Source organism: Paracoccus sp. pheM1 (assembly GCF_018499825.1).
GTDB classification, from domain to species: Bacteria; Pseudomonadota; Alphaproteobacteria; order Rhodobacterales; family Rhodobacteraceae; genus Paracoccus; species Paracoccus versutus.
The window spans coordinates 805,815-830,877 of the sequence record NZ_JAGXCX010000001.1; the positions used below are offsets into that span (position 1 = coordinate 805,815).

23 protein-coding genes are annotated in these 25,063 nt (G+C 68.7%); 12 read left to right on the forward strand and 11 right to left on the reverse strand.

Annotated features, from left to right (window positions below):
* Positions 1-49 precede the first annotated feature (49 nt).
* From KF941_RS04015 to KF941_RS04030, 4 genes are all read left to right on the forward strand, one after another.
* Entirely contained in the window at positions 50-526 is a 477-nt protein-coding gene (locus KF941_RS04015; RefSeq protein ID WP_240540213.1) for a carboxymuconolactone decarboxylase family protein, read from the forward strand.
* A complete protein-coding gene (gene sigJ, locus KF941_RS04020) occupies positions 516-1,409 on the forward strand; it encodes an RNA polymerase sigma factor SigJ (protein WP_214272600.1) in 894 nt (297 codons plus the stop codon). Before KF941_RS04015 ends, sigJ begins: the two co-directional genes overlap by 11 nt.
* A gap of 175 nt (positions 1,410-1,584) precedes the next feature.
* Positions 1,585-2,118: a type 1 glutamine amidotransferase domain-containing protein gene (locus tag KF941_RS04025; protein WP_116222794.1), complete on the forward strand. Its 534-nt coding sequence runs from the start codon at positions 1,585-1,587 to the stop codon at positions 2,116-2,118.
* Positions 2,119-2,258: 140 nt separating this feature from the next.
* Positions 2,259-3,320 carry a DNA topoisomerase IB gene (locus tag KF941_RS04030; protein ID WP_214272601.1) on the forward strand — a complete coding sequence of 354 codons (1,062 nt, stop codon included), beginning with the start codon at positions 2,259-2,261 and terminating at the stop codon, positions 3,318-3,320.
* A 222-nt stretch (positions 3,321-3,542) separates the two neighbouring features.
* On the opposite strand, the gene yghU is transcribed toward KF941_RS04030, so the two are convergent.
* Positions 3,543-4,418 carry a glutathione-dependent disulfide-bond oxidoreductase gene (yghU, locus tag KF941_RS04035; protein ID WP_214272602.1) on the reverse strand — a complete coding sequence of 292 codons (876 nt, stop codon included), beginning with the start codon at positions 4,416-4,418 and terminating at the stop codon, positions 3,543-3,545.
* Positions 4,419-4,714: 296 nt separating this feature from the next.
* On the opposite strand from yghU, the gene KF941_RS04040 reads away from it, so the two are divergent.
* Genes KF941_RS04040 through KF941_RS04050 form a run of 3 tightly spaced genes read left to right on the forward strand, consistent with a single transcriptional unit; the run spans position 4,715 to position 7,316 of the window.
* Positions 4,715-5,524, forward strand: coding sequence for an ABC transporter ATP-binding protein (locus KF941_RS04040; protein WP_036759621.1), 810 nt, complete (start codon positions 4,715-4,717; stop codon positions 5,522-5,524).
* Complete coding sequence (locus KF941_RS04045) at positions 5,521-6,300, forward strand: ABC transporter permease (protein ID WP_036759619.1); 780 nt, start codon at positions 5,521-5,523, stop codon at positions 6,298-6,300. The genes KF941_RS04040 and KF941_RS04045 overlap by 4 nt, the downstream gene beginning before the upstream one ends.
* Positions 6,301-6,314: 14 nt before the next feature.
* Positions 6,315-7,316, forward strand: a complete 1,002-nt coding sequence (locus KF941_RS04050; protein ID WP_214272603.1) for an ABC transporter substrate-binding protein — start codon at positions 6,315-6,317, stop codon at positions 7,314-7,316.
* Between the two features lie 48 nt (positions 7,317-7,364).
* On the opposite strand, the gene KF941_RS04055 is transcribed toward KF941_RS04050, so the two are convergent.
* A complete protein-coding gene (locus KF941_RS04055) occupies positions 7,365-8,297 on the reverse strand; it encodes a LysR family transcriptional regulator (protein ID WP_036759615.1) in 933 nt (310 codons plus the stop codon).
* A 105-nt stretch (positions 8,298-8,402) separates the two neighbouring features.
* On the opposite strand from KF941_RS04055, the gene KF941_RS04060 reads away from it, so the two are divergent.
* The 3 genes from KF941_RS04060 to KF941_RS04070 all read left to right on the forward strand — a co-directional run bounded on the left by KF941_RS04060 (position 8,403) and on the right by KF941_RS04070 (position 12,689).
* Positions 8,403-9,590, forward strand: a complete 1,188-nt coding sequence (locus KF941_RS04060; RefSeq protein WP_036759613.1) for a CoA transferase — start codon at positions 8,403-8,405, stop codon at positions 9,588-9,590.
* Position 9,591: 1 nt separating this feature from the next.
* On the forward strand, positions 9,592-10,545 hold the full coding sequence (locus tag KF941_RS04065) for a hydroxymethylglutaryl-CoA lyase (protein ID WP_214272604.1): 954 nt from the start codon (positions 9,592-9,594) through the stop codon (positions 10,543-10,545).
* A gap of 1,082 nt (positions 10,546-11,627) precedes the next feature.
* Entirely contained in the window at positions 11,628-12,689 is a 1,062-nt protein-coding gene (locus KF941_RS04070; protein WP_276315855.1) for an acyltransferase, read from the forward strand.
* Positions 12,690-12,937: 248 nt separating this feature from the next.
* Here KF941_RS04070 and KF941_RS04075 read toward each other — a convergent pair whose 3' ends face one another.
* Genes KF941_RS04075 through KF941_RS04100 form a run of 6 tightly spaced genes read right to left on the reverse strand, consistent with a single transcriptional unit; the run spans position 12,938 to position 19,644 of the window.
* Entirely contained in the window at positions 12,938-14,023 is a 1,086-nt protein-coding gene (locus KF941_RS04075) for a glycosyltransferase family 4 protein (RefSeq protein WP_214272606.1), read from the reverse strand.
* On the reverse strand, positions 14,020-15,558 hold the full coding sequence (locus tag KF941_RS04080; RefSeq protein WP_214272607.1) for an ABC transporter permease subunit: 1,539 nt from the start codon (positions 15,556-15,558) through the stop codon (positions 14,020-14,022). Before KF941_RS04080 ends, KF941_RS04075 begins: the two co-directional genes overlap by 4 nt.
* Positions 15,555-16,328 carry an ABC transporter ATP-binding protein gene (locus tag KF941_RS04085; RefSeq protein WP_214272608.1) on the reverse strand — a complete coding sequence of 258 codons (774 nt, stop codon included), beginning with the start codon at positions 16,326-16,328 and terminating at the stop codon, positions 15,555-15,557. The genes KF941_RS04080 and KF941_RS04085 overlap by 4 nt, the downstream gene beginning before the upstream one ends.
* Positions 16,318-17,316 carry an ABC transporter substrate-binding protein gene (locus tag KF941_RS04090; protein ID WP_036759605.1) on the reverse strand — a complete coding sequence of 333 codons (999 nt, stop codon included), beginning with the start codon at positions 17,314-17,316 and terminating at the stop codon, positions 16,318-16,320. The genes KF941_RS04085 and KF941_RS04090 overlap by 11 nt, the downstream gene beginning before the upstream one ends.
* Before the next feature lie 19 nt (positions 17,317-17,335).
* Positions 17,336-18,910: a sulfatase-like hydrolase/transferase gene (locus KF941_RS04095; RefSeq protein WP_214272609.1), complete on the reverse strand. Its 1,575-nt coding sequence runs from the start codon at positions 18,908-18,910 to the stop codon at positions 17,336-17,338.
* The gene (locus KF941_RS04100) at positions 18,907-19,644 is read right to left on the reverse strand and encodes a CDP-alcohol phosphatidyltransferase family protein (RefSeq protein WP_052096219.1); all 738 of its coding nucleotides are present in this window, start codon (positions 19,642-19,644) and stop codon (positions 18,907-18,909) included. The genes KF941_RS04095 and KF941_RS04100 overlap by 4 nt, the downstream gene beginning before the upstream one ends.
* A gap of 94 nt (positions 19,645-19,738) precedes the next feature.
* Between KF941_RS04100 and KF941_RS04105 the strand changes: the two genes are divergently transcribed.
* Complete coding sequence (locus KF941_RS04105; protein WP_072464007.1) at positions 19,739-20,287, forward strand: cytochrome b; 549 nt, start codon at positions 19,739-19,741, stop codon at positions 20,285-20,287.
* Positions 20,288-20,442: 155 nt separating this feature from the next.
* Positions 20,443-22,044 (forward strand): glucan biosynthesis protein D, encoded by a 1,602-nt coding sequence (locus KF941_RS04110; RefSeq protein WP_214272610.1) that lies wholly within the window; start codon positions 20,443-20,445, stop codon positions 22,042-22,044.
* A gap of 1,115 nt (positions 22,045-23,159) precedes the next feature.
* Here the strand turns inward: KF941_RS04110 and KF941_RS04115 are convergent.
* Genes KF941_RS04115 through KF941_RS04125 form a run of 3 tightly spaced genes read right to left on the reverse strand, consistent with a single transcriptional unit; the run spans position 23,160 to position 25,059 of the window.
* Positions 23,160-24,095 carry a TniQ family protein gene (locus KF941_RS04115; protein ID WP_214272611.1) on the reverse strand — a complete coding sequence of 312 codons (936 nt, stop codon included), beginning with the start codon at positions 24,093-24,095 and terminating at the stop codon, positions 23,160-23,162.
* A 2-nt stretch (positions 24,096-24,097) separates the two neighbouring features.
* Positions 24,098-24,748 carry a TniB family NTP-binding protein gene (locus KF941_RS04120; protein ID WP_214272612.1) on the reverse strand — a complete coding sequence of 217 codons (651 nt, stop codon included), beginning with the start codon at positions 24,746-24,748 and terminating at the stop codon, positions 24,098-24,100.
* Positions 24,745-25,059, reverse strand: coding sequence for a hypothetical protein (locus KF941_RS04125; RefSeq protein WP_214272613.1), 315 nt, complete (start codon positions 25,057-25,059; stop codon positions 24,745-24,747). The genes KF941_RS04120 and KF941_RS04125 overlap by 4 nt, the downstream gene beginning before the upstream one ends.
* Positions 25,060-25,063 lie beyond the last annotated feature (4 nt).

Sequence of the window (25,063 nt, forward strand, 5' to 3'; positions counted from 1 at the left end):
CTGTCACAAACCCCGCCGCCATCTCGTCATGGTTCTGCAGGAAGCATTGATGGAGAAACCAACCATGACCGCACGTCTCGACTATTTCAAGGCGGCGCCCGCGGCGATGAAGGCGATGCTGGCGCTGGAGACCGCCAGCCGGCAACTTGCCGTTCCCGCGGCCCTGCGCCAGCTGGTGAAGATGCGGGTGTCGCAGATCAACGGCTGCGCCTATTGCCTGGACATGCACGCCCCGGAGGCCCGCGAGGCGGGCGTGCCGCAGCAAAAGCTGGACGTGCTGGCGGCCTGGCGCGAAAGCCCGGCTTTCGACGCCCGCGAACGCGCCGCCCTCGGCTGGGCCGAGGCGCTGACGCGGCTGGAGGCGACGGGCGCGCCGCAGCGGGACTACGACGCGCTCGCCGCGCAGTTCGGCGAGGCCGAGCGGGTCGAACTGACCCTGGTCATCAACGCGATCAACGCCTGGAACCGCTTTGCGGTGGGGTTCCGGTCGCAGCATCCCGAACGGACCTTGGGCGATGGAAGCTGACCGGCATGCGCAGATCTTCCAGGGCCAGCGCCGCCGCCTGGCGGGGCTGGCCTATCGCATGACCGGCTCGGTCGCCGATACCGAGGACATCGTGCAGGATGCCTGGCTGCGCTTTGCCGGGCAGGATCTGCGCACCATCGAGCGGCCGTCGCGCTGGCTGGGCGCGGTGGTCACGCGGCTTTGCCTCGACCACCTGAAATCCGCGCGGATGCGGCGCGAGACCTATGTCGGCGCCTGGCTGCCCGAGCCGCTGGTCGAGGACGCCGCGGCGGGGGCCGAGCAGCAATGGATCGTGACCGAGGACGTGGGCATCGCCCTGATCCTGACGCTCGACGCGCTGTCGCCCGAGATGCGCGCGGCCTTCATCCTGCGCGACGCCTTCGACTACGATTTCGAGGAGATCGCCGCGGTGGTGTGCCGCAGCCCGGTCGCCTGCCGGCAGCTCGTCTCGCGCGCGCGGCGCAGGCTGGCGGGGGCCGCGCCCGCATCCTCCGTCCAGCCGGGCGAGGCATTGCCCATCGTCACCGCCTTCTGGCAGGCCAGCCGACAGGGCGACATGGAGGGCCTGCTGCGGCTTTTCGCCGAAGAGATCGAGGTCCATACCGATGGCGGCGGCAAGGTGCCCGCGGCCATCAACGTCCTGCGCGGGCGCCGGCGGGCGGCGGGGTTCTTTGCGGGCATCGCGCGCAAATGGCCGCATGCGGCCGATGCCGTCCCGCACCTGTGCCGGATCAACGGCTCGCCCGGCTTCGTGCTGGTCAAGCCGGGGGGCGTGGTGCAGACCACGGCGCTGGCGATCCGGGAGGGCCGGATCGCCGCCATCTGGATCATGCGCAACCCCGAGAAGCTGCGGCACCTCTCGCCGCGGGTCATCGCCGGCTAGGACCGAAGGCCATGCCGCCGCGACGCGCGGATCGGCCGGACGCCGCCCCCTGGGGACAGGCTCGGGCACGCCTGTCCGCCCGTTTCCCGCACGGCCAGGAACATCCTGCGGGTTTCCTTGTTGCCTACCCGTTGCCGTTGAAGGCGTGAACCCTGCAACAGGAAAGGACCATGACATGCGCAAGATTGCCGATGCCCGGATTCTCATCCTCGCCACCGATGGATTCGAGCAATCCGAACTGGAAGTTCCGCGCGACCGGCTGAGCGAGGCGGGCGCGACGGTCGAGATCGCCTCGCCCGGCGGGGAAAGCATTCGCGGCTGGCAGGGCGAGGATTGGGGGCAGAGGGTCCATGCCGACCTGGCCCTGTCCTCGGTCGACGCCTCGGCCTATGACGCGCTCGTGCTGCCGGGCGGCCAGATCAACCCCGACAAGCTGCGCATCGAGCCAGGGGCGGTCGACCTGGTGCGGCGCTTTCACGACGAGGGCAAGATCGTCGCGGCGATCTGCCACGGCCCCTGGCTGCTGGTCGAGGCGGATCTGATCCGGGGCCGCAAGGTGACATCCTACAAATCCATCCGCACGGACCTGGTGAATGCGGGCGGGGTCTGGGTCGACGGCCAGGCGGTGACGGACGACCGCATCATCACCGCGCGCAGCCCGGCCGACCTGGATGCCTTCTGCGACGCGATCCTGGCCGAGCTTGGCTGACGGGGGGGCAGGCGGATCGCGCGCGGTCTCGGCCGTCCCGGAAGCCTCGCTGTCCTGGCCCCGTAACCATCCGCGCAACCATCCGCGCAACCATCCGCCCCGGCCGGCGTTGAGCCCGCGACCGTCAGTCGGATCACCAGATGCCCAGGGACACGCCCGCCCCTTCGGACCCCGTCGCGGCCGCGAAACAGGCCGGGCTGGTGCATGTCGGCGACGACATGCCGGGGATCACCCGCATCCGCGCGGGCAAGGGGTTTTGCTATCGCGATCCCCAGGGCCGGCGGATCACCGACAAGGCCGAGCGCAGGCGGCTGGCGGCGCTGGCGGTGCCGCCGGCCTATACCGACGTCTGGATCTGCCCCGATCCGCGCGGCCATATCCAGGCCACCGGCAGGGACGCGCGCGGGCGCAAGCAATACCGCTACCACCCCGGTTTCCGCGCCTTCCGCGACAGCGCCAAATACGATCACATGCTGGCCTTTGCCCGGCTTCTGCCCAGGATCCGCGCCTGCGTCGCGCGCGACATGGCGCTGCGCGGGCTGCCTGAGCAAAAGGTGCTGGCGACGGTGGTGCATCTGCTCGAGACCACCATGATCCGCGTCGGCAACGGCGACTATGCCCGCCGGAACAGGTCGCACGGGCTGACCACCTTGCGCAGCCGGCATGTCAGGCTGGAGGGCAACCAGCTGCGGTTCCGCTTTCGCGGCAAGGGCGGCAGGGAATGGAACCTGGGCATCCGCGACCGCCGCGTGGCCCGGATCGTGCGCAGCATGCAGGATCTGCCCGGCCAGGCCCTGTTCCAGTATCTGGACGAGGAGGGCGCCCGGCAGAAGATCACCTCGACCGACGTGAACGACTATCTGCGCCGGATCTCGTGCAGCGAGGTGACGGCCAAGGATTTCCGCACCTGGACCGGCACGGTCCTGGCCGCGCTGGCCCTGTCGGCATATCCCGCCTGCGAGAGCCAAGCGGCGGCGAACCGCAACATCCGCGAGGCCATCGAAACCGTTGCCGGCCATCTGGGCAATACGCCGGCGATCTGCCGCAAATGCTATGTCCACCCCCGGATCATCAAGGCTTACCTGGCTGGCAAGCTGAAGCTGGGCCCCTGCCGCAAACCCGCCGGCGACCCGCAAAAGCCGGGGCTGCGGCACGAGGAAAGGCAGGTGCTGAATTTTCTCGGCCGCCGGCTGCGCGCCTGACCCGGACATTCGCGGGACAGGCGCGCGAAGGCCGCGGCCGTCGGGACCGCGACCTCCCAGCGCCGCGCGGCGAGGACGCGGCCCTTCCCGGCGCGGCGCTTTGGCCGAGAGGCGGCAGGGCGGATTCCCACCCTGCAATCCGGATGTTCGGTCCGCCCGCGCAACAGACCCACGCAGCGTCTTTGGAAAAGCCCGGCGAGAACCGGGCCTTTCATGCGCGGCTCAACCCTCGGCCTTGTCGCCGATCTTGTCCTGCGTCCTGGTCAGGAAATCCGCGGCATCGTGGCGTTCCCAAAGCTGCCTGGCCGGATCGCCCGAAGTCTTGTTGACCATGATGCCGCGCCGAACCGCGGGACGCGCGGCGATCTCGTCCTGCCAGCGCTGGACATGGCCATAGATCCCGGCATCGAGGAAGGTCGCCGCGTCGCCATAGACCTTGCCCGCGATCACCTGCCCATACCAGGGCCAGATCGCCATGTCGGCGATGGTATAGTCCTCGCCGGCCATGAAGCGGTGATCGGCCAGGTGCCGGTCCAGCACGTCGAGCTGGCGCTTGGCCTCCATCGTGTAGCGGTCGATGGCATATTCGATCTTGACCGGCGCATAGGCGTAAAAATGCCCGAAGCCGCCGCCGAGGAAGGGGGTCGAGCCCATCTGCCAGAACAGCCAGTTCAGCGCCTCGGTCCGCGCCGCCGGGTCACGGGGCAGGAAGGCGCCGAACTTCTCGGCCAGGTAAAGCAGGATCGAGCCGGATTCGAACACCCGCCGCGGCGGCGCGACCGAGCGGTCCATCAGCGCCGGGATCTTGGAGTTGGGGTTCACCGCGACGAAACCGCTGCCGAACTGGTCGCCGTCGCCGATGCGGATCAGCCAGGCGTCGTATTCGGCGTCGAAGCCGGCTTCCAGCAATTCCTCCAGCATGATCGTGACCTTCTGGCCGTTGGGCGTGGCCAGCGAATAAAGCTGCAAGGGATGCTTGCCGACCGGCAGGTCCTTGTCATGCGTCGGCCCGGCGATGGGACGGTTGATGCTGGCGAACTCGCCGCCGTTTTCCTTGTCCCATGTCCAGACCCTGGGCGGGGCATAGTCGTCGCTCATGATCGCTCCTGTCGCTGCATGGCCCCAGGATGCGGGGGATGGGGCCGGACATCAACCGCGGCCGGGGACAACCGGAAGATCACGCGCGCATGTTTCCAAAAAATAGAACAAAACATATGAAATTATATAATTGTGAGCATGATCCGGCTTGGATACGTTAGGGAAACCGCATGAGGAGGCTTGCGGTAAGGCGATATTCAGTCAGCGCGCAGCGGCGGCATCCGGTCGGGCATGTCGGGGCAACCCGGCGTCCCTTCGCGGCCGGTCGCCTGGGCGATGGCGGTTAGGGAGGATGAATGCAGCACGCCGTGCGTCTGGATAATGTCGACATCAGTTTCGGCGGGACGGGAAAAACCGTGTTCCGCGCGGTTGCCGGCGCCAATCTCAGCGTTGCCGAGGGCGAGTTCGTCGCCATCGTCGGGCCGACCGGCTCGGGCAAGTCGACGCTGCTGAATGCCGCCGCCGGGCTGCTCAAGCCCTCGGCCGGGACCGTCGAGATCCAGGGCCAGCCGCTCGAGGGGCTCAACGGGCGCGCGGGCTACCTGTTCCAGGCCGATGCGCTGATGCCGTGGAAGACCTCGCGCGACAACGTGGCCATCGCGCTGGAAATCTCGGGCACGCCGCGGCGCGAAGCCCTGGAACGGGCCGAGGAATGGCTGGAAAAGGTCGGCCTCAAGGGCTTCGGGCATCGCTATCCCCACATGCTCTCGGGCGGCCAGCGCAAGCGGGTCGCCATGGCGCAGGTGCTGATCCGCGACCCGGAAATCCTGCTGATGGACGAGCCCTTCGGGCCGCTGGACGCGCAGACGCGGCTGATCATGGGGGATCTGCTGCTGGACCTGTGGCAGCAGGACCGCAAGGCGGTGATGTTCGTGACCCACGACCTCGAGGAAGCCATCGCGCTTGCGGACCGGGTGGTCATCATGTCGACGGGGCCGGACGCCAAGCTGATCGGGGATTTCACCATTCCCCTGGCCCGGCCGCGGGACGTGTCCGAGATCAAGCTGTCCCCCGAGTTCCAGGAGCTGCACCGCGACATCTGGCACCTGCTGAAAGAGCAGGTGCTCAAGGCCTATGGCAACCAGAACCGGGAGGAGCGGGCATGAACAGAGCCGTCCTGACAACCCTGCAGATCCTCGTGGCGGTCGTTGCCGTCGCGCTGTGGTGGGTGATCACCAAGACCTCGATCCTGGGCGATCCGGCCCGGATCCAGTTCTTCTTCTCGACCCCCGCCGACGTGTTCTGGCAGATCGTCGCCTGGTTCAGGAGCGGCGAGATCTGGCGGCATCTGTGGATCACGCTGGTCGAGGCGGCGCTGGCCTTCGTCATCGGCGCGGTCGCCGCGATGATCGCCGGTTTCTGGCTGGCGCGCCGGCCCAAGCTGGCCGCGGTCTTCGACCCCTATGTCAAGGCCGCCAATGCCTTGCCGCGCGTGGTGCTGGCGCCGATCTTCACGCTGTGGTTCGGCCTGGGCATCTGGTCCAAGGTGGCGCTGGGGTTCACGCTGGTCTTCTTCATCGTCTTCTTCAACGTCTACCAGGGCGTGAAGGAGGTGAACCGGACCGTGCTGCAAAACGCCAGGATGCTGGGCATGACCGAGCGGCAGCTGCTGCGCCACGTCTACCTGCCCTCGGCGCTGAGCTGGGTGTTTTCCTCGCTGCATGTCTCGATCGGCTTTGCGGTGGTCGGCGCGGTCGTGGGCGAATACCTGGGGTCATCCGCCGGGCTCGGCTATCTGATCGCGCAGGCCGAGGGCATGTTCGACATCGCCGGCGTGTTCGCGGGAATGTTCGTCCTGTCGGCCTTTGTCCTTCTCATCGACTGGGGGGTGACGATGGTGGAAAGGAAGCTGCTGGTCTGGCAGCCCGACAACAATCACTGAAGGGAGGAGCAAAGATGACGATGCTCAGGACTATCCTTGCGGCGTCGCTCGTGGCGGGCGCGACGCCTGCGGCGGCCGAAACCGTCAAGATCGCGATCGGCGGGGCCAGCTGCGTCTGCTACATGCCCGTCGTCCTGGCCGAGCAGCTTGGCCTTTACGAAAAGCACGGGGTCGATGTCGAACTCGTGGACTTCAAGGGCGGCTCGGCGGCGCTGAAGGCCGTGGTCGGCGGCAGCGCGGACGTGGTCTCGGGCTATTACGAACACACGATCACGCTGGCGGCCAAGCAGCAGGAGCTGTCCTCGTTCGTGCTGATGGGCCGGCTGCCCGGCATCGCCGTGGCCGTGGCGCCGGGCAAGGCCGGCGAGGTCAAGACGATCAAGGATCTTGCCGGCAAGACCGTCGGGATCAGCGCGCCGGGTTCCTCGACCGACTTCTTCCTCAAATACATGCTGTCGCAGAACGGGCTGGAACCGAATGCCGCCTCGGTCGTCGGCGTCGGCGTCGGCGCCACCGCGGTCGCGGCGCTGGAGCAGGGCCGGATCGATGCGGTGGTCACGCCCGATCCGGCGATCACCCAGCTGCAGAACCGCCATCCCGATCTGCCCGTGCTGGTCGATACCCGGAAAGCGGCGGACACCCACGCCCTGTTCGGCGCCGACTATCCCGGCGCGGCGCTTTATACGCGCACGGAATGGCTCGACCAGCATCCCGAACAGGCGCAGGCCCTGGCCGCCGCCATCGTCGAGACGCTGCAATACATCCACAACACCCCCGCCGAAGAGATCGCGGCGAAGATGCCGCCCAACCTGGTCGGCGCCGACCCGCAGGTCTATATCGAATCGCTGAACAACAGCATGGAAATGCTGTCGGAAACCGGGCTGGTGGATGCGAAGGGCGCCGAAGCGGTGCAGACGATGCTGAGCTTCAACCTGCCCGAGGTCGCCGGCGCCAAGATCGACCTGAGCAAGACCTATACCAACGCCTATGTCGAAAAGGTCTCGGCGCAGCAGTAGGCCGGTGAAACCGATGCGAAAGCCCCGTCCGCCCGGACAGGGCTTTCGTCATTCCGCCTCGACCAGCCTTGCCGGCCAGATGCCGTCCTTGACCGCGCGGACGATCAGGTCGCGGATCAGGTCGCGGATCGTCTCCAGCGCGATGGTCGGCGGCCGGTCCGTCTGCTCGCATAGATAAAGCGTCCTCGTCAGCGTCGGCGAGATGATCGGCCGCCAATGCAGCCGGCCGGACTTGATCTCGTCGCCCATGAACAGCGTCGTCCCGATGGTGCAGCCCAGCCCCTCGCGGACCGCGCCCGAAATCGCGTGGACCGAGTTCATCTGCAACTGGCTGGTCGCATAGATCTGTTCCAAGGTCTTGTGATGGTCCAGCAGAGCCCGCGCCGCCATGCCCTGGCGCAGCATGATGATCTTGAAATCCAGCAGTTCCGACACCGTCACCGGCTCGGACCCGCTGCCGATGATCTCGCGCTTGCCGATCAGGACCAGATCCTCCTCGAGGATCGGCGTGGCCTTGAAGGTGCTGGTCAGCGGCGGGTTGTAGGCCAGGCCCAGGTCGGCATCGGCCGAGGACAGGTGCAGCAGGGTCGTGCTGGAAAGGCTTTCGATCATGTTGAGCTGCAGGTCCGGGTAGTCCTCGACCACGACCTTCGCCAGCTGGACGCCGATGGCCTGGATCGCGGAATAGGCCAGGGCCAGCGACACCTCGCCCGAGACATTGTCGCGAAAGGTGGACAGATCCCTTTTCGCCACCTCGACCGTCTTCAGGATGGTCCGGGCATGCAGGTAAAGCCGCTCGCCCGCCGCCGTGGCCTCGAGCCCGCGCGGCTTTCGGGTAAACAGCGGCGCGCCGATCTCGGCCTCGAGATTGGCGAGATGGTAGCTCAGCGCCGACACGGCGATTCTCTCGGCTTCCGCCGCGGCCGACAGGCTCTTGCTGTCGTAGATGCTGCAGAAATACCGCAATTGCTTCAGGTCCAAGGGCGCCTCGCATGGGTGCTAATTTTTAGAACATAGCTATAAGTATTATATAATTGTAAGAACAGTCAGGCAATCCTATCCTTTGCCCATGGGATGGGAGGCCGCATGACTGCCGAGTTCAAACCCCTCGCGGGGATCCGTGTCGTTGAGATGAGCCATATGGTGATGGGGCCAAGCTGCGGCATGTTCCTGGCCTTCCTGGGCGCCGAGGTGGTCAAGGTCGAGCCGCCCGGCGGCGACAAGACGCGCCAGCTGACCGGCATGGGCAGCGCGTTCTTTCCGCTGTTCAACCGCCGCAAGAAATCCGTGGTCCTGGACAGCCGCACCCCGGCCGGCAGGAAGGCGCTGGACCGCCTTCTGGCCTCGGCCGACGTCTTCATCGACAATTTCAAGGACAGCACCCTGAAGGGGATGGGGCTGGATGCCGAAACCCTGCAGGACCGCTTTCCGCACCTGATCTGCGCCAGTCACAAGGGTTTCCTTTCAGGGCCTTACGAGCGGCGCACGGCGCTGGACGAGGTGGTGCAGATGATGTCGGGCCTGGCCTACATGACCGGCCCCAAGGGGCGGCCGCTGCGCGTCGGCACCTCGGCCAACGACATCATGGGCGGGCTGTTCGGCGCCTTCGCCGTCATCGCCGCGCTGTTCGAGCGCGGCAAGACCGGCGAGGGGCGGACCATCCGCGTCGGCCTGTTCGAGAATTGCCTGCTGCTGGTCTCGCAGCACATGGTGCAGTTCGAGCTTGAGGGCAGGGACCCCGAACCGATGCCCGAGCGGGCCTTCAGCTGGCCGATCTATGACGTCTTTGCCGATGCCGAGGGGGGGCAGATCTTCATCGGCGCGGTCAGCGACGGCCATTGGACCCGGCTTTGCACCTATCTCGGCCTGGACGACCTGCTGCAGCACCCCGAGTTGCAAAGCAGGATGGCCCGCATCAACGCGCGCTCCTGGGTGGTGCCCCTGGTCGCGGCGGCGGTCGCAAGGCGGCCCATGGCCGAGCTTCTGCCGGCGCTGGAGAAGATGGAGATCCCCTTTGCGCCGGTGGCCAAGCCCTCGGACCTGTTTCGCGACCAGCATGTCATGCGGCAGGGCGGGCTTGCGCTGTCGCAGACCCCGGACGGCCGGAGCTTCCGGGCGCCGGCCCTGCCGATCGAGATCGACGGCGCCTCGCTGGCCGGCGGGGGCGATGTGGACCGTCTCGGCGGGCACAATGCCGAGATCCTCGGCAGTCTCGGCCTGACGCCCGAGGAAATCGCCGCGGCCGCCAAGGCCCCCTCGGGCGAGGCGGCGTGACATGACCGCCCCCGCATCCGCACCGGGCAGGCAAGTCGCCGTGACCGAGGTTTCGCCCCGCGACGGCCTGCAATCCGAGAAAGCCTTCGTCCCGACCGAGGACAAGATCCGGCTCGTCGAAAGCCTTGTCGCGGCCGGCATCCGCTCGGTCGAGCTGACATCCTTCGTCTCGCCGCGCGCCGTGCCGCAGATGCGCGATGCGGCCGAGCTGGTGCGGCATTTCCGCGGCCGGGCCGGTGTCCGCTTCAGCGCGCTGGCGCCGAACCTGCGCGGTGCCGAAGTCGCCATCGAGGCGGGGATCGACGCGGTGGTGATGTTCGCCTCGGCCTCGGAAAGCCACAACCTGAAGAACGTGAACCGCTCGCGCGCCGATTCGATTGCCGGGTTCCACGAGATCGCGCGCCTCGCCCAAGGGTCCGGGGTCGCGCTGCATGGCGCCATCGCCACGGCCTTCGGCTGTCCCTTCGAAGGCGACGTGCCGGTGGGCCAGCTGGTCGAGCAGGCCATGCGGTATCGCGACCTCGGCATTTCGCGCATCACCCTGGGGGACACGACCGGCATGGCGACGCCGGGCAATGTCGTGCCGGCGCTCGACGCCCTGCGCAAGGCGGTGCCCGAGGTGGGGATCGCGCTGCATTTCCACAATACCCGCGGCGTCGGCCTGGCCTGCGCCTATGCCGGCCTGCTGCACGGCATCCGCGATTTCGAGGCGAGCGTGGGCGGGATCGGCGGCTGCCCGTTCGTGCCGCGCGCGACCGGCAATATCGCCACCGAGGATTTCGTCTATCTGTGCGAGGAATCGGGTTTTCCGACCGGGATCGACCTCGGCAGGCTGATCGAGGCCGCCCGGACCGCCGAGCGGATCCTGGGAAGGGAACTGCCCGGCCAGGTCATGAAGGCCGGGCCGCGCCTGGCGCTATCCAGCATGGATGCCGTGCGGACCGCCCATGGCTGAGCCCTATCCCGACGCCCGCGGTGCAAGCTGGGGGATCGAGGGCGCTTCTGCGGCACGTTCCATTTGCGAACTGCGCCGGCGGGGCCGCCGGGGATCATGTCCGCATGTTCCCGTTTCTGCGCCCTCGGTTGACCGGCTTCAGCCTTAGCCGAGAAATCGGCAAGCGTCCGCACGCCAAGAAAACCCATCGCCGCCCGCATCTCGGCCATTGCCGGCAGCGCCCCGGCCCCAGCCTCGCCGCCGGCGGCAAGATCCCGTAGCGGCGCGCGGCCAAGCTGCACCGCCGAAGCGCCGAAGGCCCGGTGTTTCAGCACGCACGAACCGCGCCGGACGCCGCTCTCGGCCAGCAGTTCGGGAACCGCTCCCGGATCAGCGGCGATGCGGGGCAGGGCCTCGGCGGGCGGCGGCAGGCCGTCGAAACTCCGCCCGCCATGGGTCGAGACCACGATGGCATCGGCGCCCTCGGCGGACAGCCCGCCTTTCAGGCACAGCGCGCGGAAATCCCGTCCCGTCAGCGCGGGATGAAGGCACAACTCCTCGGCCATAGCCGGCGACAGCGGGCCGGCGCGGACCTCGGGCGGGTAATGGCCATAGCTCGGCATCCGGCGCCGCAGGGCCGGCCGCGGGATCACCTCCCATGGCCAGCGCGGATGGCGCAGCATGTCGACGAGGTTCCACGGCATCGGTCGAAAGGGCGCGCCGAAGCCATTGCGCTGATTTTTCTTCGCGCTTGGGCGGCATCTGCCTGTCCACGGTCAGGACCAGCCTGTCGCATCGCAGGCCGCGACCCGGCGCAGCGGACCATCTCAAGCAGGACGGTTGCTGTCTCTTCGTCCCAGGGTGCGGGATGGCCGATGGCATTGCGACGGTCCTCTCGGCGCCACCGGGAAGGGTGGGCCGTTCACCGACAGCGCGGTTCGTGGCGACGGTGATGGACATCTGCCCGTAAAGTTTGCCAAACTTGACCTCACCGCTCGACCCGGAACCAATCTGGGGGAATTGCCGCCGCATTCGACACGACCTTACGGTGGGCATGTCCCCGGCTCAGAATCCTCTCCGTCACCCGAAGTCCAGGCCCGATGATGCATCGCCGACATATCCGATCCCATACGGCGCTGCGCGGAATAGCCGCGTTGCTGGTGGTTCTCTATCACTACCGCCACGCCTTTCCCTGGGGCGCGGCCATCGACGGCAGAACCGGCTTCGTGATGAGCGCGACGCATATGGTCGACCTGTTCTTCATGCTGAGCGGCTTCGTGATGACACTCGTCTATGCCGCCGACGGTTTCGACAGCCGTTTCAGTCCGCGCGATTTCCTGCAAAGCCGGTTCGCACGGATCTATCCGCTTCATCTGCTGACGCTGGCGTGGATGTCCCTGCTGGTGATCTATGGCGGTCCCTTTTCGGCCGAGCTTTCGCAGGAAGCGTTGCGAACGGTAGCGTTGGTGCAGGCCTGGGGGTTCCAGGACCAGTTTTCCCTGAATTTTCCAAGCTGGTCGATCAGTGGCGAGTTCGCCGCCTATCTGCTGTTTCCGCTTCTGGGTTGCGGCCTGCTCATGCGCCTGCGCCCTGGGCCCGAGGTCTTCGTCGTGCTGGCGATAGCGGGGCTCGCGGCGCATGAGATCCTGATGCAGCATTACGGGCTGCGCTGGGAACGCATTGCCCTGCTGCGGGCGGTGCCGGGGTTCCTGCTGGGGTATGCCCTGTGCCACTATCGTCATTCCTGGACCGGATTGTCGGACAGGGCGCTGTCGCTGATTCAGTTGTCTTGCGTCGTTGCGCTGGCAGGCATGATGCATGCCCGTCTCGAACTGCTCTGGATGGTGCCGCTCTTTGCCATCTGCATCCTGTCCACCTGGGAGGACCGGGGCGTTCTGGGCCGCCTGCTGTCCGCCCGCGCGCCGGTCTGGCTCGGGGACATCTCCTATACCATCTACATGCTGCATGTCCCGGTCATCAGCACGGGCTACCTTGCCTGGCCGAAGCTGGCTGGGTTCTTGCCCGATACGGTCCGGCAGGCCTTGTTCGTGCCGGCAACCCTGCTGGTTACGCTGGGGCTTTCGGCGCTGGTCTACCGCCATTTCGAGGTTCCGATGCGCAGCCTGCTCCGCGCCCGGCAGCGGACTCGGGCAGGCGTGGACTAAGGTCTGCCTATATCCGATCAAGCCCGCGCGCCGGCCCGAGGGGCGGTGCAGAGAAAGCCGGCATGGCTTTCCATCCGGCGCCGTCGCGGGCCTTCCTTTCGGGAGCCGGGAGCCGGGAGCCGGGAGCCGGGAGCCGGGAGCCGGGGGCGGGGTCTTGATGCGACGGCTGTCGTTTCCGCTTTGACGGGCTAAGCCGTGGTTCCTGAACTGGCCGTCGGGTCTGCAAGGTCCGCTTTGGGCGCCTTGCGTCAATCGCGATCGCCGGCAGACCTGATTGCCCTGTATCGCGGCAGGGCGCAGCGCTCCAGGATCCGGCTGGCAACGGCTGCGGTTTCCCGCCAGCCGGGCAGGGCCTCGCCGGCCCGGCGCGCGGCGTCGCGCAACTGTGCGTGCAGGGGCGCCTCGCCCAGCAGCCGGCGCAGCGCGGCCGCAAAGGCCGGCGGGTCGTCGGGCGGCACCAGCAGCCCGGCGGCCGCGGGCACGGTATCGGGGACGGCGCCCGTTGCACAGCCGACGATCGGCAGGCCATGCGCCAGCGCCTCGTCGAAGACCAGCCCGTGCCCCTCGTATCGCGTCGCCAGCGCGAAGATCGAGGCGCTTGCGTAAAGCTGTTCCAGCCGCTCGGCATCCACCCGCCCCGCCAGCACCACCCGATCCGAAACCGGGCTTTCGGCCAGTTGCCGGGCCAGCGCGGCGGCATGGGCGCGGTCCCAGGGATTGCCGACGATCACCGCCTGCCAGTCCATATCTTCCAGCTTTGCCAATGCCTTGATCAGCACGTCATGGCCCTTGCGCGGATGCAGGATGCCCACCGACAGGATCAGCGGCGGGGTCAGGGGCGCGGGGACGAGCCATGGCCGCTCGACCCCCGGCCGGGCGATGGTGATGCGGTCGGGCGGCACGCCGTAGCGTTCGGTCAGCAGGGCGCGCGTATGGGGGCTGGGAACCAGCACGTGGCGCGCAAGCCGCAGGTTGTCGCGCTCGGTCCGGTAGAGATGCGCGCGCCGCGCAGGATCTAGGCCGGTCTCCATCGCCAGCGGGTGGTGGATCATCGCCACGATGGGCGCGCGGACCTGGGCGAGGCCGGCGGTGTCGATGGCGCCGAAGACCAGCCCGTCGACGATCAGCGGGCGGTCCTCGGCCACCAGCGCCGCGACGGCCGCCGCCATCTCGGACGGGGCGGGGTCGGGGAAGCTGGCAGGCAGCTGCAGGTGGCGGACGTCGTGGCCCAGGGCGCGCAGCCCCTCCAGCAGCCGGCGTTCATAGATATAGCCGCCGGTCAGCGTGTCGATGTCGCCGGGAATGGCGAAGGCGGCGTCGCAGGGTGGGGTCATGGGCGCACCTGTTCGGGGGCATAGCGGGCCAGCACGCGGCGCTCGGCCGCGCCGACGCCTGCATGGCCCAGCCATGAGAGCAGCGTGACCAGCACCACCGAGGACCAGAGCATGTCGTAATCCGAGACCGAGGCCGACAGCGCCATCAGCCCGCCGATGCCGCCGCCCGTCGCCAGCCACTCGACCACGGTGACGGCCAGCACCGCGGCCGGCACGCTCATCCGCGCCGAGGCGAAAAGCGCGGGCAGCATGGCCGGGATGCGGACATGGACCATCTGCCGCCAGCGGCCGGCGGCATAGGTGCGGAACACGTCGAGGATCTGGCCCGGCGCCTGCCGCAGCCCGTGCTGGCAGGCGACGAAGGTCGGAAAGAACACCATGACCGCGACCAGCACCACCACCCCCGCCGCGCCGCGCCCGACCAGCAGCACGATCAGCGGTGCCGTGGTCACGATGGGGATGGCGCGCAGCGCGATGGCGAGCGGGGTGACGAGTGCCGAGAGCGCAGGCAGCAGCGCCAGCAGGACGGCGAGGCCCGCGCCCGCCGCCAGCCCTGCCGCATAGCCCGGCAGCACATGGGCGCCGGTCTGCGCCAGCGCCTGCGCCAGGGTCTGCCGGGTCTGGGCGGCATCCGGGGCCCAGGCCAGCGCCGCCAGCACGTCCCCCGGCCGCTTGGCGAAGAACGGGCTGAGCCCGGCCAGCCGCAACGCCGCCCACCACGCGGCAAGCACGGTCGCGACCACCGCGAGCGTCGAGACCAGCGCCGCGCGGCGCGAGCCGGGCGCGGCGCCCGGCGGGGCCAGCAGCACGGGCGGCGATCCATCCAGGAAGCGGCGCGCCGCCGCGCCGATCAGCGCATAGGCCGCGACCGCGACGGCGGCGGCCAGCGCGGCGATGCTCCAGAGCGCGGGCACGTCCAGCGCGCGGGTGAAGCGGATGGTCAGCACGCCCATGCCGCGCTCGGCCCCGGTGAACTCGCCCACCAGCGCGCCGAGGAAGGCGGCGGGGGCCGAGATCTGCAGCCCGGCGACCAGATAGGGCAGGGCGGCGCGCAGCCGGACATGGCGCAGCTCGGCCAAGCGGCCGCGGCCATAGACATGGACCAGGTCCAGCCAGGCGGCGGGCACGGCGCGCAGGCCGGCCAGCAGCGGGATCAGCGTGGTGTAATAGACCGCCAGCGCCGCCAGCGCGATCTGCGGGCCTTCGCCCGGCCCCATCATCACCCGCAGGATCGGCCCGGTCGCCACCAGCGGCAGGCAAAAGACCACCAGCGCCAGCCCCGAGACCAGCCCGGTCAGCCGGGGCCAGAGCAGTGCCACACCCGCCAGCGCCACCGCGGCCAGGTTCCCCAGCAGGAAGCCCGCCGCCGCATTGGTCCCGGTCACGGCCAGCGCCCGCGACAGCAGCCCGGCATGGGCGGCGGTCCATTGCGCGACCTCGACCGGGCCGGCGATCAGGTGGCGGCCCGCCAGGGCCAGCGCCGCGGCCTGCCACAGCGCAAGCAGCAGGATAAGCCCGGCCAGCGCATTCCTCATGGGCAGGCCGAGGCGGGGGCAGAGAGCGCCGCCCGCGCCTCGGCCTCGATGTGGCGAAAGGCGGGGCTGTCGGCCAGTCCGGGACGGCGCGGACGGGGCAGCGGCACGGCGATGTCGGCGATGATCCGCGCCGGGCGGGGCGACAGGACCAGGATGCGGTCGGCGAGCCACACCGCCTCGGCCAGCGAATGGGTGACGAGCAGCGCGGTGGTGCCCTGCGCCTGCCAGAGCGGCGGCAGATCCTGCGCCAGCTGGCGGCGGGTCAGTTCATCGACAGCGCCGAAAGGTTCGTCCAGCAGCAACACCTGCGGCGCGGTGACCAGCGCGCGGGCGATGGCGGCGCGCTGGCGCATGCCGCCCGACAGCGCCGCCGGGCGGGTGGCGGCAAAGCCCTCCAGCCCGACCAGTCGCAGCAGATGCGCGACCTTGCCCGGATCGGCGGGCTGGCGGGCGAGCTTTTGCGCCAGCGCCACGTTATGCGCGGCGCTGAGCCAGGGCAGCAGTGAGGGATCCTGGAAGGCGATCGAGATCGCGCCCCGCCGGCGCTGATGGGCCGGGTCCAGCCCATTGATGCGCACCTGCCCGCCGTCCGGCAGATCGAGCCCCGCGACCAGCCGCAGCAGCGTGGACTTGCCGCAGCCCGAGGGGCCGATCAGCGCCGTGGTCTGCCCCGCGGCGAAATCGGCGTCGAAGCCCGCAACCGCCTGCACGCCGCCGGGCCAGGTCTTGGTCAGCGCCCGGCAACTGATCCCGGCGCTGCTATCCTGCATGGACCGCCTCCAGGATCGAGCGGTCCCAGAGCGCGGGCGTCACCTCGCGGCCCAGCAGCGAGAGGGTGCGGATATTGGCCTCGACCGCCTCGTCGCTCCACCAGCCGAAACCGTGCGTCTCGGTCAGCTCCGAGAACATCAGCGGCAATTGCCGGCGCGCCTGCAATTTCTGCGTGGGCAGGTCCAGCCCGGCATCGGGGAACAGGGCGACGGTCAGTTCGGCCGCCGCATCGCTGTCGGCGCGGCACGCCTCCCAGCCCCGCGCCTCGCCGGCCATCAGCGCCACCAGCGCCTCGCGGCGGTGGGCCAGGCTGTCCTCGGTCGCGATATAGGTCTGGGAATGCAGGGCATAGCCGTGATCGGCCATCAGCATGGTGCGGGCCTCGATGCCCTGGATCGCCATGGCGACCGGCAGGTCGGTTTCCCAGCAGAGCAGGCAGTCCACCTCGGCCGCGATCAGCGGCTGGGCGGAATATTGCGTGGGCACGATGCGGATGGCGTCGAAATCCACGTCGTTCAGCTTGCACAGCGCCTGCAGGACGGGGGTGTTGGCGATGGCCATGCCAATGCTTTTCCCCGGCAGGTCGGCAGGGGTTTCCACGGGATTGCCCGGCAGCGAGGCGATGGCGAAGGGGTTCTTCTGCATGGCGACGCCGATGATGCGGAACGGCGCCCCCTGCGCCACCGCCGCCGCGGCATAGTCGGCGGCCGAGATGCCGACCAGCGCCGTGCCCGCCACCACCGGCGGCTCGACCGGCGCGTTCGGGCCACCTTGCAGCAGCGAAACCTCCAGCCCCGCCTCGCGCCACCAGCCATTCTGCAGCGCGATGTAGCTGCCGGCGAATTGCACCGAATGCAGCCAGGACAGTTGCAGCGCCACGGCCTCCTCCTGCGCCCGCGCCCGGTGCGGCAGGCCCGAGAGGCCGAGCGCCAGCCCCGCCGCCCCCGTCTGCAGGATCCGGCGGCGTGTCGGCGGGGAATGGGTCATCGGGGCACCTCCGTTCGGGTCATGGTGGGGCAGGGGACGAACGACCGTGGCGGGCGAGGCGTTCCCTCGGCCCCGCATCCGGCGCGGCAAAGCCTTGCAGGATCAGGTCGCGCATCCGGTCCATCGGGATCGAGGGGCTGTCCGCGCCGGGGACCAGGCCGGGGGCAAAGCCCCACGCGGCGCTGCGTTCGACCAGCGCCGCGGGGCCGATCACATGCATGGGCACGTCGCGCCCGCCGTCCGGCGCGATGCGTTGCGCGGCCTGGTGGTCGCCCAGCACCAGGATCAGCGGCGCGTCACCCGCATGGCGCAGCGCATAGGCCATGACGGTCTGCAAGGCATAGTCGATGGCGTCGCGGTAATGCCGGCGGATGTTGTCGCGGTCGCGCCAGACCTCTTGCGGGCTTTCCCCGGCGACGGCCATGGCGGCGAAGGCGGAACCGTCCCCGACCTCGTCCCAGCCGATCAGCCGCGGCACCGGCACCCAGGGCGCATGGGACGAAATCAGCGCCACCTGGGCGAAAAGCGGGTCGCCCCCATCATGGCGCAGCAGGCGGTCGGCGGCGGTCAGGGTGAACTGGTCGGGCATGGTGACCCAGTTGAAGGGCAGCCCGCGATAGCCCAGGTCCGATGCGGCCAGGATGCGGTCGAAGCCCATCTGCGCCGCCTCGGGCCAGGGGCGGGTGATGGCGGGCATGACGGCCGCGGTGCGAAAACCGGCGCGCTGCGCGTGGTGGAACAGCCCCTGCCGCCCGCTGGCCAGCGCGGCCTGGTAAAGCGACTGGTCGCCCACCCAAAGCCCCGAGGCGAAGGTCGCATGCGCCAGCCAGCTTTGCCCGCCCTGCGTGGGCGAGACCAGATACCCCGAGCGCATGGCAAGGCCGGCGCGCGCCAGATCGGCCTCGGCCCGGCGCAGGGTGGCGAGATGGGTTTCGGCGTAGAAGGGGGTCGCGAAACTGGCCCGGCCATAGCTTTCGACGAAGATCACCAGCACGTCGCGGTCGATGGCACCCAGCAGTCCCGGCCGGCCCGCCATCGGGTCGTTTGCCGCCGCCGCGCGGAAGTCGCGCAGCGCGGCGAAGGTGCCGGCGGCCAGCCGGGCGCGCTCAAACGCATAGCGCGCATTCTCCGGCCTTGGGGCCATGGCGGGCAGCAGGACCAGCCCGATGGCCGCGACAAGGGCGATGCGCGCGCCTTGCCCCGCGACGGGGCGGGCCCAGAGCCCCGTCGCCCACCACAGCGCCGCGGCGATGCCCGATGCGGCAAGGGCAGTGGCCAGGACGAGGCCGAGACCCGCCAGCGGGCCGAAGGTGCCACCCGTCAGCCGCACCGCGGCGTCCAGCAGCGGCAGGTCCGCCGCGACGTTGAAGGGCCGCCCCAGCGATGCCACCATGGCAAGGTCGGCAATCTTCTGCATCGCCAGCAGCGTAAGCGCCGCCGCGGCCGGCAGGCGCGCCACGCTGCCGCCCAGCACCAGCAAAAGCAGCAGCGCCGGCAGTTCGGGCGTCGGGCGGATCGCGGCGCCCGGCACGATCAGCGCCAGCTGGATCGCCAGCGCCGACAGCAGCAGCGGCAAGGCCCTGCGCATGGTCATGGCCGGCGCCGCCACAGCCAGCGGATGTCGAGCGCAAAGGACAGCACCACCGCCGCCGTGGCGAACCAGGCCAGGAACTCGGCCTGCGCATGGCTCGGCAGCGGCGTCTGCAGCAGGATCAGCGTGCCGAGCTGCAGCACGCAGATCGCCTTGCGCCGCAGCCGCTGCGGCAGCTCGGCCCGCAGCCAGGGCAGGGCGAGGCCGGCCGCGACGAAGCCATAGCGCAGCACCCCCAGCAACAGCACTCCCGGCCCCAGCGTGGTGCCCAGCCAGGCATGCAGCGCCAGGGCCAGGGCGAAAGCCGCGTCCACCTCCATGTCGAAACGCGCCCCGAAGCCCGAGACGAGCCCCGACCGCCGCGCCAGCCAGCCATCGACTCCGTCGAGGACCAGCGCCACGCCCCCGGCGACCGCGACCGCCCATCCTGCCGCCACGCCATCCGCAAGCGGCGCCAGCAAGGCGCAGGTGATGGCCGCGCGCAGCAGCGTCACCGCGTTGCAGCCGCCGATCCGGTCATGCGGATAGCTGCGCCGCATTTGCGCCAGGATCATGGCGCAGCAGCCCAGATAAAGCGCGCTTGCGGCAAGCCAGCCCCCGGCCGCGCCGCCGATCCCGCCAAGCCGCAGCGCCTGCATCGCGAAAACGCCCATCGCGGCGCCGGCGGCGACCTGCGCCGGTATTCCAGCCGCCGGGCGGGGCGGCTGCGCAAGCGGGCCGTGATCGGGGTCGGTCATGGGAAAATGCTACGCCAAGCGTGGGTTCCGTCAAGATGCTACGGCTTTGCGCGGGGCGGGGTTTTGCGATAGGATAGTGAAAAGGAGCCAGCCGATGCGCGAGCCCCCCTTGGGTTACAGAACGCCCGCCCGCCTGTTTCACTGGATCGTCGCGCTTGCCGTGCTGCTGATGATCCCGGCGGGGCTGACCATGACGCGCGAGGGGCTGGACCGCGGCTTGCAGGACGCGCTGTTCATCTTTCACAAGAACACCGGCACGCTGCTGATCCCGGTGATCCTGGCGCGGATCGTCTATCGCCGGCTGCATCCGCCGCCGCCCTTGCCGGCCTCGGTGCCCGGCTGGCAGAGGCGGGCGGCGGCCGCCTCGCATCTGGCGCTTTACGTCCTGCTGGTCGTCATGCCGCTGAGCGGCTTCGTCCGGGTGCGGGCCGGCGGCTTTCCCATCGAGTTGCTCGACGCCATGGGGGCAGGGCCCTGGCTGCCGAAATCCGAAGCCCTGGCCGCCGCCGCGCAGGGGCTGCATTTCATCGCGGCCCTGCTCTTGATCGCGGTGCTGGCGGTGCATGTCGGCGCGGCGCTGCAGCACGCGCTGATCCGGCGCGACGGCGTGTGGCAGCGCATGTGGCCGCCCGCGGGGGGCTGAGGGCCGGGGGCTGAGCGCCGTCTGGCCGGCTGCAATGCGCCTTGCCCGGCGGCACCGATCGGCAAGACTCGGCCAATGCGGGATCGATGCCTTGAAATGCGGCCGCAGCTGGGCCCCGATGGCAAGCGACTGAATCACCTGATCCTTGGGGCATCATGCATTCGCAAAAACTCTTTCGCCGCACCGTGCTGCAGGCCGCCCTGGGCGGCGGCGCCTTCTTCCTGCTGCCGCGGATCGCGCGCGCGGCGGACGGCATCGCCGGCGGTGCCGAGCCGGAGGCGTTCTCCTTCGATATCCTGACCGAGCGGGCGCGGGCCTTGGCGCAGGCCGCCTACCAGCCGCCCGAGATCGAAGAGGCCGAGATCCTCGAGCAGGTGGATTACGACCGCCACAACGAGATCCGCTTTCGCCAGGACCAGGCGCTCTGGGGCGATGAGCCGGCCGCCTCGCGGGTGCGGTTCTTCTTTCCCGGCCGCTATTTCAAGCAACCGGTCCACATCCATGCGCTCCGGGACGGCATGGCAAGCGAGATCCCGTTTTCGCTGGATCTCTTCGACATCCCCGACGACAATCCGGCGCGGCGGCTGGCCCGGACCGACGGCTTCGCCGGCTTCAGCGTCATGGATGCGCAGACCGGGCGCGACTGGATGGCGTTCCTGGGCGCCTCCTACTGGCGGACCTCGGGCTACAGCGGCCAGTTCGGCCTTTCGGCCCGCGGCCTGGCGATCGACACCGCCATCCCCGACGGGCCCGAGGAATTCCCGCTGTTCACCCATTTCTGGCTCGAGCCGGAAACCGACAGCGGCATGACCACCTATGCGCTGCTCGACAGCCCGCGCGCGACCGGCGCCTATCGCATCGTCTCGCGCCGCGGCAAGGGCATCGAGCAGGACGTGACCGCCCGCATCTTCCTGCGCGAGGGGGTCGAGCGGCTGGGCATCGCGCCGCTGACCTCGATGTATTGGTTCGGCAAGAACACGCCGCATATCGCGCCGGACTGGCGGCCCGAGATCCACGATTCGGACGGGCTCGAGATCCTGACCCATGCGGGCGAGCGCATCTGGCGGCCGCTGAACAACCCGCCCCATACCATGGCGAACACCTTCACCGCGCCCTCGGTCAAGGGTTTCGGGCTGATGCAGCGCGAAAGGAGTTTCGAGCAATATCAGGACGACGGCGTCTTCTACGAAAAGCGCGCCAGCGCCTGGGTCGCGCCCCGCGGCGACTGGGGCGAGGGCACGGTCACGCTGGTCGAACTCAGCACCGATGACGAGATCCACGACAATATCGTGGCCTTCTGGCAGCCCGCCGCCCCGCCCAGGGCCGGCGACGAATACCGGCTGGACTACCGGCTGTCCTGGCTCGAGGACAGCCCGCTGGCCGGCAGCACCGGGCAGTTCGTCGCGGTCCGCATCGGTGCCGGCGGCGTGCCCGGCCAGCCGCGCCCGCAGGAGACGGTGAAGATCGTCTGCGACTTCACGCCCCATTCGCTGGCCCCCGGCGACAAGCCGCATCTCAACATCACCGCCTCGCGCGGGGTGGTGTCCAACGACGCGGTCTATCCGGTCGTCGGCCGCCCGACCTGGCGCGCCATGTTCGACCTTGGCTTCGGCGGGCCCGAGGAGTTGGTGCCCCGCGACGACAGCCCCATCGACCTGCGGGTCTTTGTCGCGAAAGCCGAGGACGCGGTGACAGAAACCCTGCTGCTGCAGCTGTTTCCCACGCAGTTGCGGTCCCTGCTGGCCAGCAGGCCGTGACCTGGGCGGGCGCGCGGCCGCCCCGCCCGTAGCATGGAGCATGGAGCATGGAGCATGGAGCATGGAGCATGGAGCATGGAGCATGCGCGTCGAGGGGATCGGCGTCCAGGCCGCCCTCGAAACCCTGGCCGCGGCCGGCCCGCGGCGAGGCCGGAGGGGAAGGCAAAAGGCATTGCCAGGACGCATCGTCCTTGCGGACGATCACCGGCGTTTCGGCATGGATTGCGGCGTTTCGAGGCCGTGAGCTTTATCAGGATCCATGCCCCGGCCTTGGAGGCATGCGACCTTCCCGCCGGCCCGCTGTTTCCCGACATCCCCGTCGGCGGTCGATGAGAGCCGCCCCCTGCGTCACGGAAGACAGGCGGCACGGCGTCCTCGGCAAGATCATCCGGTCGCCAAGCTTGCGGGGCAGGGGCCGATCAGGTTGTTCATGATCGGCCTTGGGCGGCGGTCGTTGTTGCGGAACAGGACCGTAGAGCGGCAGAGCTGGCGCCTTCATGACGCATGTGCTTGGGCCCGGCTGTGCGACGGAGAGTCTTTTAATTTATCTTTTAAATCATTATTTTGCGCGGAAATCCAAGTCTCCGATTCAGGGCAGGGAACAGCAGCATCGGGTCGCATGATGGTATCCTGCGGGCATAGCGCCGCCGTTCGGAAAAGCGGCGCTTCCCCGGCGCTTCGACGAGGTTTCGCAGGCCCGGAAGCGATGGCGTCGGGCGGATGCTCGTCACGTCCCGCAGCAGTTGCCAGAACCTTGACAGCGGCCTTCCAAGTCAACCTGCCGGATCCCGGCGCCAGGACACGGCGCCCGGTGTCAACGCCATGCGCTGGATTCCAAGCAAACCCTTGCAATAAAATGATTATGTTGAAACCTTGCCCGCACAGTGGACATTAATCGCGCGTATAATGGCCATTGAGAGGGTTCCGTATTGTGGTAACTGATTGATTTTACGTTATCTCATGGATGCCTGTTTTCCCGCTTTGACCATTCTACGCGCGATTATTGACCATCGAAATGTTGCGTGATGGCCAAAGAAAAAGGCCGCCCGAAGGCGGCGTGACGAAGTCTGGCATCTTATGGAGGGCAGGGCCGGACTGGGCCTGCCGATAGCGGATCAGGATTCCACCAATGCTCTCGAATTGCTCTTCGAAGATTCTGCGGAACGGGCTGCCCGGTGCGGGATGGTGGAGTTCGTCGAGCAACGACCCGAAAGCTCCCCAGTTTTTGATGCGGCAGGGAGAACGCTCGGGGTCAAACCCGGTCTGAAGGATCTGCAATGCGCCGCGGATTCCCGCCACCCCTTTGGCGGTGTAGATCCAGCCACAAGTGGTTGCAGCATCTGATCCTGGACTGATAGGTCGTCGAAAGCGGCATATGGCCCGAACTCCATAGCGGTGCCCAACAACTCCGTCACCCGGATACTTTGTTCGAGCGGCAGGCTGTCCAGCCATACCGGACCGGGGCGTTCTGCAATCCTGTCAGCGATATAGGTCTGGAGCGGGGATCCGGGGCAGGGCGCAGCGCAGCCTGCAAGATCCTGCAACCTAGCGGTGTTTTCCGGAACGCTGTCTGCAAAGACGCCCTTGCCGTCCGCTCCACCAGGCCCATCCCGGCGGATCAGGGGCAGCCTATGTGTCGGACAGGATCGGACCGGCTTCAGCCGCCAGATCAGCCGTTCGCGCCGGTGGATGGCGATATTCTGACCTGCCACCTTGGCGACCGCATCGTCCTCGGCCAGACAGGCCGGACAAAAGCGCAGATCCTGCTGCGGGCGCAGGCTGTCGATCAGGATCTCCTCACCAAGCCGCCAGCTCCGGCTGGTGTGCCGCATCAGGGTGTTGCGCAGCACCGGTCCCGGATCCTGCCCGGCGGTTGCGCAAAGGCGGGCCACCTCATCCGGATCGCCGATGGACAGAACAAAAGGATCAAGGCCGAGATCACGCAGGAAGGTCTCGATGGGGCCGCGGATATGGAAAGCGGCCATGCGGGCCGCCCAGGACCAATGGGTCTCGTCCGCCCGGAACGGCAGCAGGGGAAAAAGGCGGGCCATGCTCAGGCCCGCCGCCGCCGGGCCCGCGCGCGAGCAGGCGGATCGTCGGCCTCGTTCCGGTCGGGGTCGATCTGCGGCCAGTCCGGGGCGAGGAAGACATTCCCGCCGGGCGGACAGCCCTCCTGCATCGCCCAGAATTCCGCAAAATGGGCGATGTCCAGACGGGATGCCCCCGCCGCCAGGGCAAATTCGATCGCGCCGACCAGGGTCTCGATGCAGCGGCCAAAGCGATAACGCGCGCCATGGAACAGGCGCGGGATCAGATCTGCGTCAAGCGGCGGCTCAAGCCCCGCAATCCGGCAATATTCCCGGATCACCCGAACGACGCTTGCCCCATCCGTCACCTCCGAGACCGGCGGCAGGATCAGCGTCGAAAGCCGACGCTGGACCTGAGGATCGGAACGGACGATCTCGTGCAGCCTCTCGGTGCCGGACAGGATCGGGATGACGGCCTCGTCCCCCTGCATGAGGGATTTGAGGGCGCGCAGGATCAGGTGGCGATCGGCGCAAAACAGGTCATGCGCCTCGTCGATCCAGAGAACAACGATACCCAGATCCTTGAGCCGACCCCGGAGGGTTTCCCAAAGGCCCCAGCCTTCGCGGTTGGCGGTGATCACCGGGTAACCGCTGCGCTGCAACAGCGCAGCGGTCATGCTCTTGAAGGTGGCGGGGTGGGCACGCTGGCATCGAGATAGTGCCGCCCCGTCGCTCCGGACAGAACCGGGTGCCGTTCCAGGGCGCGGGAGATCAGCGTGGTCTTGCCGCCACCGGCACCATCCACCACCATCACGCCGTGGGTCTCTCGCCCCGCGGAAAAGCGCTGCGGCTCGGGCAAGAGGTTGCCCGCCTCATCCCGGCAGAGCAGCCGGTCGAGATGGGTGGTGAATGCGGCGTCCCTTGGCGTATCGACGCGGAGGTTCCGCAGTTTCTGAAGGATCCGGGCGGCCTCGGTGGGATTGGGCATGGGG